Here is a 14105-nt window from a genome sequence, read left to right on the forward strand (position 1 = left end):
TTAAAACCAAGGCTGTGTTTCCAGATGAGGAGTCTGTTTTCAAGCTGATGTATTTGGCCATGAACAACATTGCTAAGCGATGGAATCGACCGATAAAAAATTGGAAGGCAGCCTTGTCTCATTTTGCTATCCTATTTCCAGGACGCTTCAACTATTAAAAATCTAAAGGCTTACACAAAAATCTAAACACTCTCAGTACAAGTTCGATTCCTTCCAGAAGGGAACCGATGGGATGGTCCGCATGGCAACGACTATCATCATCGCGGCAGCCTCGGTAGTAGTGCTCTCCAATATCACTCCGTCTGTCATTAGCCTGGTCAATACCCTCGCTGCTAATAATCAATAGGCTGTAGGGGCGAATAGTCATTCGCCCTTACGGGTGTTATCAACCGCCACCGATGCGGGCGACATCGCGGGCATTCGCTTCGAAGGCAGCGGTGAGGGCGTCGTCTCCAGTGAGGCCATCGGCGATCGCCGTCTGAATGGCCTGTAACACCCGCTTGTAATCGCGAGGCATTACCTTCACAAACCTGGGCACACTGGCCTCCCAATTGGCCAACACCTCAGCGGCCTTACGACTACGGGTGTAATCGGCGTGTTTCTGAATCAGTTCGCGGAGGTCTTGGATTTCTTCCGGTTCCTCCAGGCTTTCGAGGCCGACCATTTGAGTGTTGCAGCGGGTCGCAAAGTCGCCCGCTTCGTCGAGGATGTAGGCCACACCACCACTCATACCAGCCGCAAAGTTGCGCCCTGTCTTGCCAAGGATGACGACCTTACCGCCTGTCATGTATTCGCAACCGTGGTCACCAACGGCTTCCACGACGGTTTTCACGCCCGAGTTGCGAACGCCGAAGCGTTCTCCAGCCATGCCATTGATGAACGCCTCTCCGCCTGTTGCGCCGTAAAAGGCGACGTTGCCGATGATGATGTTCTCTTCGGGGGCGAAGGTGGAAGCTTTATCGGGGTAAATGATCAGCTTGCCGCCACTCAATCCCTTACCGAAGTAATCGTTGGCATCCCCCTCCAATTCCAGCGTCACACCCTTGGGCACGAATGCGCCGAAGCTTTGGCCTGCACTGCCCTGGAAGTGAAGATGAACCGTGTCCTCTGCTAATCCGTCCCAATGGCGTTTAGTGATTTCGTTGCCAAGGATAGTGCCCACCACGCGGTTCGTATTGCGGATAGGTAGGGTGGCACTGACCTTCTCGCCATTTTCGATCGCAGGTTTGCACAGATCCAGCAGGGTGGTGATGTCCAAGGATTTTGCGAGGCCGTGATCCTGAGGAATCTGGCAGTAACGACCAACCTCGGGGCCAACGTCGGGTTGATACAGGATCTTCGATAGGTCAATGCCTTTGGCCTTCCAGTGATCCACCGCTTGCTTCGCTTCCAGAATGTCAGTGCGACCGACCATCTCGCTGAGCGTGCGGAAGCCGAGTTGAGCCATGACTTCCCGCAGCTCTGTTGCGACAAAGCGCATGAAGTTGACGGCGTGCTGGGGATCGCCCACGAAGCTCTTACGAAGTTCGGGATCCTGGGTGGCAATCCCGGCAGGGCAGGTGTTCTTATGACAGACCCGCATCATGATGCAGCCAAGGCTGACCAGAGGAGCAGTGGAGAAGCCGAATTCTTCGGCACCGAGGAGAGCGGCGATCGCCACATCCCTACCCGTCTTCATCTGCCCATCTGTCTCCACTGCAATTCGACTGCGGAGGTCGTTCAGTACCAACGTTTGGTGAGTTTCAGCCAACCCTAATTCCCAGGGCAGGCCAGCGTGCTTGATGGAGGTTTGGGGTGAGGCACCTGTGCCGCCATCAAAGCCAGAGATTAGCACCACATCAGCGTGAGCCTTGGCAACTCCAGCGGCGATCGTTCCCACACCCACTTCAGACACCAGCTTGACGCTGATGCGGGCTTCCCGATTGGCATTCTTCAGGTCGTGAATTAGCTCGGCCAGGTCTTCAATAGAGTAGATGTCGTGGTGGGGCGGTGGGGAAATTAGACCCACACCGGGGGTTGAGTGGCGCACCTTGGCAACCCAGGGATACACCTTTCCACCAGGGAGCTGGCCCCCTTCACCAGGTTTCGCACCCTGGGCCATCTTGATCTGGATTTCACGCGCCTGGGAGAGATACAAGCTGGTGACACCGAAGCGGCCAGAAGCAACTTGTTTGATGGCACTGTTCTTGGAATCACCGCGCTCGTTTGTCCAGGTGTAGCGTTCGGGGTCTTCGCCGCCTTCACCCGTGTTGGACTTGCCGCCGAGACGGTTCATGGCGATCGCTAATGTCTCATGCGCTTCCTTGGAAATCGAGCCATAGCTCATCGCCCCGGTCTTAAACCGTTTGACGATTTCCTCCACAGGCTCCACTTCTTCCAGGGGGATCGGCTCGCGCTGTTTGAAGTCGAGCAGACCGCGCAGGGTGAAGTGCTGCTTGCTCTGGTCATTGACTGATTCGGCGTATTTCTTGAACAGGCTGTAGTCGTCCTCGCGCACTGCCCGTTGCAGCAGGTGGATGGTTTCAGGCCGGAACAGGTGGGCCTCACCATCCCGCCGCCACTGGTACTCGCCGCCAACATCCAACGTAAAGTCTTGAGCAGCACTGGTGGGGAATGCGTGGCTATGACGCATCAGCGCTTCCTGAGTTAGCACGTCCAGGTCAGCCCCTTCAATGCGAGAAGCCGTCCAGGTGAAGTAGCGATCGATCACCGCTTGATTCAGGCCGATCGCCTCAAAGATCTGCGCTCCTCGATAGCTTTGCAGGGTCGAAATGCCAATCTTCGAGGCAATCTTGACGATTCCCTTGGTCGCTGCCTTGGCGTAGTTCTTGCAAGCGGTGCTGTATTCCACACCCAGCAACAATTTCTCATCGATCATGTTAGCGATTGTCTCAAAGGCCAGGTAGGGGTTGATGGCACAGCAGCCGTAGCCCATCAGCACTGCAAAGTGATGGACTTCGCGGGGTTCGCCAGATTCAAGAATGAGGCCGACGCGAGTGCGGGTGCCCTGGCGGATCAGGTGGTGATGCAGGCCAGCTACGGCTATCAGTGCTGGGATGGCTGCACGGTCCACACTGAGGTCGCGATCGCTCAAAATCAGCAGATTCACGCCATCCGCGATCGCCCCATCCGCTTCCGCAAACAGCGCTTCCATCCGAGCCTCTAGACCCTGCACCCCATCCGCTGCGGGGAACAGTATTGGCAAGGTGACGGACTTAAATCCACCCTGCTGAATGCCTTTCAGCTTTGCCAGGTCTGCGTCAGTCAGGATAGGCTTTTGCAACTTGATCAGATTGCAGCTTTCCGGTGTCGGTTCCAGCAGGTTTTTCTCAGAGCCGATGGTGGTAATGGCCGAGGTAATAATTTCCTCGCGAATGGAGTCAATCGGTGGGTTGGTGACCTGGGCGAAGAGTTGTTGAAAGTAGTCGTAGAGCAGCTTGGGGCAATCGCTCAACACCGCTAGCGGGGTATCGGTACCCATTGATCCCACTGCCTCAACGCCATCCTTAGCCATGGGAGTCAGCAGTAGCCGCAGTTCTTCGAAGGTGTAACCAAAGGCTTTTTGACGCTGCGGGAGGGGGAGTTGAGAAGTTAGAGGAGCGATGGGAGCAGCGGGAAGTTGATCGAGATCAACGAGATTTTGAGCCAGCCAGTCGCCGTAGGGATGTTCGTTGATGATTTGGGATTTGATTTCTTCATCGGCCACGATACGGCCTTCTTCCGTATTGACCAGGAACATCCGGCCTGGCTCCAGGCGGCCTTTACGAATGATTCGGTCCGGCTCGATGGGGAGAACTCCCGCTTCGGACGCCATAATCACCAGATCGTCCTGGGTGATGTAGTACCGGGAGGGGCGCAGGCCGTTGCGATCGAGCACCGCACCAATCACCGTACCGTCGGTGAAGCCAATGGAGGCGGGGCCATCCCATGGCTCCATCAGGCAGGAATGGTACTCATAGAAGGCTTTCTTCGCCTCGTCCATGGACTCATGAGCACTCCACGGTTCCGGGATCATCATCATCACCGCATGGGGGAGCGATCGCCCAGATAATGCCAGCAATTCCAGCGCGTTATCGAAGATCAGCGAGTCGCTGCCATCCATGTTAATTACGGGACGAATCTTCTGGATGTCATCACCAAATAGCTCAGACGCAAAGAGGGACTGCCGCGCATTCATCCAGTTGATGTTGCCGCGCAGGGTGTTGATCTCACCGTTATGGGCGATGTAGCGGTAGGGGTGCGATCGCTCCCAGCTCGGGAAGGTGTTGGTGCTGAAGCGAGAATGCACCATCGCCAGCGCACTGGTGAGGTCGGGATCGCGCAAATCCGGGTAGTAATCAGCCACCTGCCCCGGCATCAACATCCCTTTGTAGACGATGGTGCGGGCCGAAAGGCTGGAAGGATACCAGTAGGGATCGCAGTCGTGAGTGCGAATCAGGCCATGGGAGCGCTTGCGGATGACGTAGAGTTTGCGCTCAAATGCGAGGTCATCCGCGAAACTTGCGCCCCGTTCGATGAACACCTGCTGCATCAAGGGTTCGCTGGCTTTAGCAGTGTTACCCAGGGAAGAGTTATCTGTGGGGACATCACGCCACCCTAGAACGCGTAGCCCTTCTTCAGCAACCACCTGTTCAAAAATTTGGCGACCGCGCGATCGCTGCCCTTCATCAGGCGACCCATAAATCATGCCCACGCCATACTGACCGGCTTCGGGCAACGTGATCCCCTGAGCTGCCATCGTCTTCTGCAAGAACAGATGCGGCACCTGAAACAGAATGCCGGCTCCATCTCCTGTATTGAACTCGGCTCCCACAGCCCCCCGGTGATCCAGATTGCAGAGAATAGTGAGGGCGTTCTTCACGATGTCGTGGGACTTCTGCCCCTTCATGTGGACGATAAAGCCAACTCCACAGGCATCGTGTTCAAATTGGGGATCGTACAGGCCCTGACGAGATGGCGCTTGGTAGTGGTTCATTGTGGATACTCGAAAGTAGCGAAAGGGGATGTGTAACGAGGGAAAGTTATGGCACTGACTTCCCTCAATGGGGAAAGATGAGCCTGAACAAATCTCATCGATTGGCTAATCTCAAACTCCTGAGCAATGGACTCGACAGATTCAGGATTTGGGAACAGCAACCGAGTTAAAAGCCTTTGAGAGCGAACAGCCAGGGCTAAAGGGCTGCTCGAATGAAGACGTTCAAAACTGTGACTTCTTCAAAAAAGTCACAGTCCTTTTCAGGGGAAGAGCTTTTTGAGGGTAAAAATACTCAGTTCTTCCAAGTATTTCGGGTGAATGCTAATGCTAAGGATTGAAACGAGTCCTTTTCTCGTAGATACAAGATGACGCTTGAATTCTCTAATGAGAATTCTTGGGGATCGCTCATCTTAAGGAAATTGTCAGATATGTCATGAAACAATGTTCATATTCTGTTGCAAACCTCAAAGCTCATCGATGAGAACGGTTGCCATCTCTCCTATAAACCCACAAGCCTATATTTCTATCACCAAGCGGCGTTTGAGCACTATTAAGAAAGGTTGATTACCTGTGAGTAAAGCTTACAAATAGTAATGCTTTGCAAGAGTATTCTGCTGAGTTCGGTGTTACTACTCGTACTTCGCAAGGGTCAAAACCAAGCTGAGGAATGGGCGATCGCCCTCATCATCAAAGCTTGAATATTTTTATTATGTAGTGTTCTTTGCGTACTACACAACAAAAATATTTAAGTCCCCAATTTACAACAACTCAAAATTTACAGATCAGGAGGCTACTTTTTCCAATTTCTAGCTTCTTAAAGTAGCCCAGTTTTTTCTGAAAAATAATTCTTTTGAATACATCTCATAGCAAATTTCCTCTGCCATATATCTCTTTTCTTAAGAAAATATTTAAGAAATTGAAGCAGCTTTAAGTAATCCCAAAAGTATGAGAGAAGTAAGGAATAAAACCACACAGGGTTTAGAAGGTTATGCTGACCACTTCATAGTCAGCATAGCCTTCTAAACCCTATATTTAATTAGACTGAGCTGCTTACCGGGTAATCAAAACTTTGAAATTGGGTGCTAGACTTCCAACATTTAGATAGTGAGTAGTCTTATGCCAATCGAACAGGTTATCGCGACCTACGACCATGGGGCGGCAGAGTATGAAGCAATCATGCAGCGCTACTGGCACGTCGAGCGAGAGCCGTTTATTAGCACATTAAATCTGCAGCCGGGTCAAACAGTTCTGGATGCCGCTGTTGGAACCGGATTGAATCTTCCCGCTTATCCGGCTGGGGTACAAGTTACCGGGATAGATCTTTCCGAGGGGATGCTACAGGAAGCCCGCAAGAAGAACATCATGGCTGATCTCACATTAAAAGTAGCCAATCTCGAAAATTTAGATTTTGCTGATAACAGTTTTGATGCAGCGGCATCTGGATTTACGCTATGCGTTGTTGCTAATCCAGTGCGTGCCCTACAAGAAATTTTGCGAGTCACCAAATCCAATGCTCTGATTGCCATCCTTGATTACTGCAAATCGCAGAATCCTGAGGTCCAAAAATGGCAAGCGTTAATTGAAGATGCAGCATTAAACATCGGTTTTCCAACCGGAAAAATTAAGTGGAATGCGCTAATGGATTATGACAAATTGATCTATCAAAGCAATTTAGCCATTGAAGTAGTACAAGACCATCGTATTGAAAGCCCAAATCCTTTCTCTTGCGGCTGTCAATTTCTGCTAAGAAATACAAAATCTTAGAGAAGTAATAGTTGTATAGCACTTGGTTGAATAGCCGTAATAAGGGATAGTGAGATGGTAATAATCCTTATTACTGGCTATTCAATCGGGATTTGACCTTACTCAACCTCAGTTCGGGATAAGCTGAAGTGCTCATTTTGGCGTGCGCTTTGCGCACGCCAAAATGAGCGTTTTCGAGTGCCGCGCAACGCGCGGCACTCGAAAACGCCCTTAACCCGAACTTAGCTTACTCACCGCAATATGCAACTTAAAACCCAAAAATCTAGGGTTCTGTTAGTTCTATTCCAAGTTGCACATCCCCTTACTTACCAATGCAAAAGCGGCTGAAGATGCGATCGAGCACAGATTCCGTTACCTCTTCTCCCGTGATACTTCCAAGAGCTTGAATGGCGCTGCGAAGATCAATCGTCCAAAAATCGAGGGGGAGTTGATTTTGGATGGTAGCCTGCACCTGCTGAAGAGCGTTTTGGGCCTGAAGTAGTGCAGCGGCCTGACGCTGGTTAATGGCAACATCCAGATTTGCTGCTTGCACTGCCTGGTGCTGCACTGCCTGAAGGATAGCCTCTTCCAGATCCGGGATACCCTGATTTAGAGCGGCGGCAGTATAGACGACCTGTGCAAAGTTTTTGGGGTATGGCACCGGGTCAATCGATTTGGATGATACCCGGTCGATTTTATTAATGACCAGAATCAGTGGGCGCTTCTCCTCGGGACTGGTAATTTGTTGGTAAATCGCTTCATCGTCTGGCATCCAGCCCTGCTCGGCGTCGATAGTCAAGAGCACTAAATCCGCAGCCTGGGCAGCCTGGCGCGATCGCTCCACCCCAATCTGCTCCACCCGATCCTCTGCCTCCCGAATGCCTGCCGTATCGAGCACTTGCACAGGAATGCCCTGCACCACCAACTGCGACTCCACGACATCCCGTGTGGTGCCGGGAAGGTCAGTGACAATGGCGCGATCGCTGCGACTCCAGGCATTCAGCAAGCTCGACTTGCCCACGTTGGGACGCCCTACGATCGCCACTTTCAACCCGCTACGGAGCAGTTCCCCCCGATCAGCCGTATCCAGAATGTCGGTTACGGTTTGGAGCACCTGGGCCAGTTGCATCTGAATTTCTGCCTCATCCAAAGGCGGTAAGTCTTCCTCAAAATCGATGCGAGCTTCGATTTCTGCCAAAATGTCCAGGCAAGTTTGACGGAGGCTACGGATGGGCTGGGCCAATTTCCCCTGCAATCCGGCCAGGGCAGTTTGGGCGGCCTGGGGCGATCGCGCGCCCACCAAATCTGAAATGCTTTCAGCCTGGGTCAGATCAATTCGCCCATTTAGAAAAGCCCGCAAGGTGAACTCGCCTGGTTCGGCCAGCCGCGCCCCCAGTTCGAGGCATGCCTGCAACACCTGCTGCACAGCCATGATGCCACCGTGGCAGTGCAACTCTACTACATCCTCACGGGTGTAAGAGCGGGGAGCCAGCATGAGCAGGAGCAAGCCCTCATCGATCAGTTGGCCAGTGCGGGGCTGGAGTATATTGCCATAGAGAATGCGATGGCTTTCCCAGGGTGGCTTGCCAGGAGGATGGAAGAGGGTACGGCCGATCGCCAGCGCCTCCGGCCCCGATAGGCGTACAATGCCCACGCTCCCCTGTTGGGGCACAATGGCGGTAGCGATCGCCGCAATAGTGTCGCCTTGCAACATCAGTCTTTCGTCCCTCCCCTTATCACCCGTTTAGCGGGTGCTTGAACAACCCCAAGAAAGGTTGAATTGCTTAGTGGGATTGCATAACTAAGTGACCTTTCCGGTCCTCCCTTTAAAGTTTGACGCAAATGTTACACCTTTGTTAGGTTCATCATGGGCCATCGGCACGGTAATGGTTTAACGATGCAATCGGGTATTCCCGTCCGCAAAATTCTACTGGCCCTCCTGATAGTGGCCGTCACTTACGTTGGGATGGCACTTATTCTGAGAGCCATCGGTTTAGAAAATGCCCAACAGTACGTTCACCGGGCAGGGGTTTGGGCTCCCCTGGTTTACATTTTGCTGTGTGCCGTAAGCTTGGTTGTGGCGCCCCTGAGTGGCAGTTCTATCTATGTTTTGAGCGGTGCGCTATTTGGTAGAGCTGATGGATTTTGGCTCAGCCTGCTGGGATGTTTGCTGGGATGTCACCTCAATTTCTTGCTGTCTCGCCACTATGGACGTAAGGTCATCGCTCGGTTTATTGGCGCACGTAATGTGATCCAGTTGGATCGACTCACGCGCCAGCTCAAAAGCCAACATAGCGTCTTCTACATGGCTATGGTGATGCCCCTCGCTCAAGATATTGTGAGTTATGCGGTCGGGCTCACTAAAATTCGTTATCCAGATTTCTTCCTGGCGTTGCTCTTGAGTTCACCCTTTATTGTCGGCGCTTACGTCTACCTAGGCACCAGTCTGCTGGAAACGTTGATTTAATCTGGATTCTTAATACAGCTCCGAACTGGTGAGTGATGAGAGATGGATGGGGTTCGTCCCATTCATCTCTCATCACTCACCAGTTCGATAAGGGTTATATAGAGCAGCCTGAGGCTTTTGAGGCAGGTACGTTGCATGTAACGTACCTGCCTCAAAAGCCTCAGGCTATAACACCTTGTGGATGTTCTACATTTCATCCTTATTTCATAGAAAAGCCGTAGGGTTATTTAGCGATCGCCCACCCCAACCTCAACATTTTTTGCAACTGCAATTAAAATATCTACCTTTAGGGGGAAGGTAACTATGAGCGGTAAGGTTGGCAGCAAAATATCATAAAAATGTTAAGCAGAATCTCAGAATTAGAACCCCTCTTCACGACGCTCACTCCTGCTAATCCCCAGAGTTATTCTGCATGGCTATTCCACGTCCGTTAACTGTTCTGATGGTCTTGGCGATGGTACCTTCTGCGGTGAGTTGCAGCTTACCCGTAGGTTCACAACCCCAAACCCAAGCCCAATCCCGTCCGGGGGGCGGGCCGTCTCAGGATGGACCGACATCGGTGGAGACGGCGATCGCCCAAACTGGCAGTCTCGAAAGCGCTAAAGAATTTACAGGGACAACCCAACCCGCCCGACTCGTAGCCCTACGAGCCCAGACAGAAGGCCAACTCTTAAACCTGGCTGTAGATGTGGGGGATACCGTTAGCCAGGGTCAAGCCCTGGGGCAACTTGACGATCGCCTCCTGGTCGCCTCCCTACGCCAGGCAGAGGCAGAACTGGCTTCTCGTCGTTCTGCGGTAGCCCAGGCCCAGGCAGAGGTCAGCAACTCTCAAGCCCAGGCTGCCCAGGCCAGCGTGCAGTTGCAGCAGGCGATCGCCGACGCCGAGCGCTTTCAGCAACTCGCGACCGATGGAGCGGTGACAACACAACAGGCCGAGCAAGCCCAAACTGAGCGTTTAGCCGCTGAGCAAGCATTACGGTCTGCCGAAGAGCAAGTTCGTACACGCCAGCAAGCCGTCAGAGCGGCCCAGGCTCAAGTCGTTGCTCAGGAAGCAACCGTGGCAGAAGTCGGCCAACGCCGAGCCTATTCCACTCTGAAAGCTCCCATTAATGGGGCGGTGTTAGAACGATTGCGCCAACCGGGCGATCTGGTACGCCCTGGAGAAGAAGTGGTGCAATTGGGAGATTTCAGTGGCGTGAAGGTGGTCGTACCCGTCTCAGAACTGGAATTATCCAGAGTAACGGTGGGTCAATCGGTGCAGGTGCGGCTTGACGCCTTTCCTGATCGCCCCTTTAGCGGTCAAGTGGCCCGCATTGCTCCTGCGGCTGATGCTGCGGCCCGCTTGGTCCCGGTGGAAATTTATGTGCCCAATGGCGATCGCCGTATCACAGGTGGGTTATTGGCCCGAGTGACCTTTCAGAGTGGTCCGCAAACTCGGGTAGTGGTATCTGAACAAGCCCTGGAGTTGGGGGAAGCGCCAGAGCCCACGGTTTTTGTGCTGGATCAGTCGGGAGAATCGCCTAAAGTGGTGGCCCGTACCGTACAAGTAGGCGATCGCGCCAACGGCAATGTCGAAATTCTCAGTGGCCTCAAACCGGGAGAAACCCTAGTGACGCGCAGCAGTGGCCCTCTCTCCGATGGCCAGTCCGTAAAACTCAGTCTCCTTTCGGAAACTTCCTCACCCGCACCTCAATGAGTCTTAGTACCCTCGCAATTCGGCGGCACATTGGCACCCTGATGCTGGCCCTCACGGTTCTGCTTCTGGGTTTCTTCTTCCTGGTTCAAATTCCAGTCGATCTGTTGCCTTCCATCACTTATCCCCGCATTGGGGTACGGGTTACTTCCCCCGGCATCGATCCCACCGTCGCTGTAGACGAAATCACCCGCCCTCTGGAACGAGCTCTGGTAGCGACGGATGGCGTAGAGCAAGTGTTTTCAGAAACCCGAGAGGGCCAGGTTAGTCTGGATTTATACTTCCGTCCCGGTGGCGACATCGATCAGGCCTTGAATGATGCTACGGCTTCTCTTAACCGGGCTTTGCGCGAACTGCCGGCCGGTCTTGAGCCACCTCGCCTGTTCAAGTTTGAGCCATCCCAGCTCCCTGTGTACGAATTTGCGCTTTCCTCGCCATCGCTGCGGGATGTGGAGTTGCGGGTATTCGCCGATGAAGAACTGGCCCGAGAATTAACGGTGGTGCCAGGGGTTGCCAGTGTCGATGTATCGGGTGGAGTGCAGGAAGAGGTGCAGGTGAACCTGGATCTCGACCGAATGCAGGCCCTGGGCATAGGGCTTAACGATGTGTTGGATGCTCTCGATGAGCGGAACCAGGACACTGCTGGAGGCCGTCTGGAAGGAACCGACGATGAAACCCTTACTCGTACTGTGGGCCGTTTTCAAAACGCAGCGGAGTTAGAGAACATCAGCTTCGAGGCAGCTGGAAGCCTGGGCTTTGGCACCGATGAAGCCAGCCCCGCCCTGGGGCGAGTATACCTGCGCGACTTTGCCCAGGTGGTGGATGGTACCGAGGAACAGCGGGTGCAGGTGAACCTGAATGGTCAACCTGCGGTCAAGGTGAGCATTCAGAAACAGCCCGAAGCCAACACGATAGAAGTCGTAGACGGGGTAAAAGCACGGCTAGAATTCCTGCGAACCTCTGGCCTGGTGCCAGAAGATCTGGTGCTAACCCCCACCCTGGATGAATCAGTTTTTATCCGTAACTCGATTTCCAATGTCACCAGTTCAGGGTTAACGGGGGCATTGCTGGCGGCGATCGCGGTTCTCTTCTTCCTGGGTTCCCTGCGTCAGACCCTCATCATTGTGCTGGCGATTCCGCTAGCCAGTCTTACAGCCATTGTGTTGATGGGCTTTTTTGGCCTCTCCCTCAACATCTTCAGCCTGGGTGGGCTGGCCCTGGGGGTGGGAATTGTGGTGGACAACGCGATCGTGATGTTGGAGAACATGACCCGCCGCTTTTCCCTGGAAGCGGCCTATGCGTCCAGTGATGTCAACGGCTCTACTCCACCCGTTTCGGATAGTGCAATAGAACTCGCGACCGAGAGCAGCCGTGAGTTGGAATCGGCGTTGCTGGCATCTACTACCACCAATCTGGTGTCCGTGGTGCCGTTCTTGCTCCTGGGTGGATTCTTCGCTCTGCTGTTTAACCCCCTCATTTTGACCATTAGTTTTGCCGTTGCCGCTTCCCTGCTGGTAGCCCTGACCGTGGTTCCGGCGATCGCCGCCCGCCTCCTGGCCGTTCCCCGCACTAGCGGCATAAGCAATCGATGGCTATTTCGTGAATTTCGTCTGCGGCTGGAGGGCGTAACTCGCCGTTACGGGCAATTGCTGACTCGAGTGTTGCAGCATCGATGGTGGGTGATTGCCATCGCCATCCTGATTCTGGGAGGCGGCAGTACCTTCCTGGGAGGGCAGCTTCCCCAAGAAATTCTGCCTCGCATCAACACTGGACAGGCTCAACTGCGGGTGCAATTTCCTCCCGGCACTTCCCTGGAGGAAAACCGGAAGGTGATGACCGCAGTTGATGACTTGCTGCTTCAACAACCCGAAGTGGCCTATGTGTTTAGCACCTCGGGCGGCGGCCTATTTGGCAGCAGCACCAGCGAGAACATTCTGCGGGCCAGCAGCACCATTAGCCTAAAGCCGGGGACAAATCTAGAAGCCTTTGTGGAGCGCATGAACCGGGAAATGGCCCAGTTCAATTTGGTGGATACGCGCCTACGTGTCACCCCCGAAAACGTACGCGGCTTGTCATTCAATAACTCCCCGGTACGAGCAGACATTGACATTCAACTCCAGGGACCCGATGCCGAAACCCTCCAACAGGCCGGGCAGCAGGTATTGGCTGCCCTGGATGAACGGGTAAAACTGGCCCGCTTTAGCCCGGATGCCGACCCTCCTCAGCCAGAGGTGCAGGTACGCCCTGATTGGGAACGCGCTTCCCAGCTCAATCTTACTGCTGTGGATATTGGGGAAACGGTACAAACCGCTATCCAGGGATCGGTGCCAACGCAGCTGCAACGGGGCGATCGCCTCGTCGATGTGCGCGTTCAGCTCGCCAACAATCGTCTACAACAACCGGAACAACTGCGTCAGCTACCCCTGTTTACCAATGGCAATCAATGGGTACGACTGGGGGATGTGGCCCGCGTGGAACAGGGTGTTGCCCCAGGGGAAATCCAGCGGATTAACCAGCGGCAGGTGTTTTTGATTGAGGGAACGCTAAACGAGGGTGCGCCTTTGGGGGATGCGATCGCTCAGGTCAATGCCACCATCGATAGCCTGGAACTTCCGCAGGGGGTAAGCCGGCTCCAGAGTGCCAGCGAATCGACCAATCGGGAAATTCGCAATGCATTGATTATGCTGGGGAGTTTGGCAGCATTCCTGGTGTTTGTTGTGATGGCGGTGCAGTACAACTCGTTGCTTGACCCGCTGGTAATTATGTTGACGGTGCCGTTGGCCGTGGCCGGTAGCATTTTTGGGCTGTATCTAACTCAAACGGCGATCGGGGCCATGGTTGTAGTCGGTGCCGTCCTGCTGGTGGGAATTGTGGTCAACAATGCCATTATTTTGATTGAGCGGGCCAATCAGGTACGCGAAACGGATGGTCTAGATCATCGCAGCGCCGTACTCCAGGCCGCATCAGAACGATTGCGTCCCATTTTAATGACAACGATTACAACGGTTGTGGGTTTGTTTCCTCTGGCCTTGGGCTGGGGTGAAGGTTCTGAATTCCTACAGCCTCTAGGGGTCGTTGTGTTCTCAGGGCTATCGATCGCCACTGTGCTGACGCTATTTCTCATCCCCTGCTTCTACATCGTCGTGCATGAGGATGTAATGGGACAAGGAAGGCTGCGGCTACCAAAGGTAGGGCCCCAGGAAGCTCCGACTCGAAAGTTTTAGGGT

At 53.7% G+C, this 14105-nt stretch carries 6 protein-coding genes and 1 pseudogene; 5 read left to right on the forward strand and 2 right to left on the reverse strand.

What is annotated here, in order from left to right:
- A pseudogene (locus NDI52_RS09945) lies at positions 1–158 on the forward strand (IS256 family transposase); the annotation flags it as partial.
- A 227-nt stretch (positions 159–385) separates the two neighbouring features.
- Here the strand turns inward: NDI52_RS09945 and gltB are convergent.
- On the reverse strand, positions 386–4975 hold the full coding sequence (gene gltB / locus NDI52_RS09950) for a glutamate synthase large subunit (RefSeq protein WP_348256392.1): 4590 nt from the start codon (positions 4973–4975) through the stop codon (positions 386–388).
- Between the two features lie 1116 nt (positions 4976–6091).
- On the opposite strand from gltB, the gene NDI52_RS09955 reads away from it, so the two are divergent.
- Positions 6092–6739 carry a methyltransferase domain-containing protein gene (locus NDI52_RS09955; protein WP_190771833.1) on the forward strand — a complete coding sequence of 216 codons (648 nt, stop codon included), beginning with the start codon at positions 6092–6094 and terminating at the stop codon, positions 6737–6739.
- Between the two features lie 301 nt (positions 6740–7040).
- Here NDI52_RS09955 and mnmE read toward each other — a convergent pair whose 3' ends face one another.
- Positions 7041–8432, reverse strand: a complete 1392-nt coding sequence (gene mnmE, locus NDI52_RS09960) for a tRNA uridine-5-carboxymethylaminomethyl(34) synthesis GTPase MnmE (protein ID WP_190771832.1) — start codon at positions 8430–8432, stop codon at positions 7041–7043.
- A gap of 153 nt (positions 8433–8585) precedes the next feature.
- Here mnmE and NDI52_RS09965 point away from each other — a divergent pair, with 153 nt between their 5' ends.
- From NDI52_RS09965 to NDI52_RS09975, 3 genes are all read left to right on the forward strand, one after another.
- Positions 8586–9185 (forward strand): VTT domain-containing protein, encoded by a 600-nt coding sequence (locus tag NDI52_RS09965; RefSeq protein WP_190771831.1) that lies wholly within the window; start codon positions 8586–8588, stop codon positions 9183–9185.
- A gap of 412 nt (positions 9186–9597) precedes the next feature.
- Positions 9598–10881, forward strand: coding sequence for an efflux RND transporter periplasmic adaptor subunit (locus NDI52_RS09970; protein WP_190771830.1), 1284 nt, complete (start codon positions 9598–9600; stop codon positions 10879–10881).
- The gene (locus tag NDI52_RS09975; RefSeq protein ID WP_190771829.1) at positions 10878–14102 is read left to right on the forward strand and encodes an efflux RND transporter permease subunit; all 3225 of its coding nucleotides are present in this window, start codon (positions 10878–10880) and stop codon (positions 14100–14102) included. The genes NDI52_RS09970 and NDI52_RS09975 overlap by 4 nt, the downstream gene beginning before the upstream one ends.
- Positions 14103–14105: the final 3 nt, after the last annotated feature.

Source organism: Leptolyngbya sp. PL-A3, assembly GCF_039962325.1.
Classification (GTDB): domain Bacteria; phylum Cyanobacteriota; class Cyanobacteriia; order Elainellales; family Elainellaceae; genus Vacuolonema.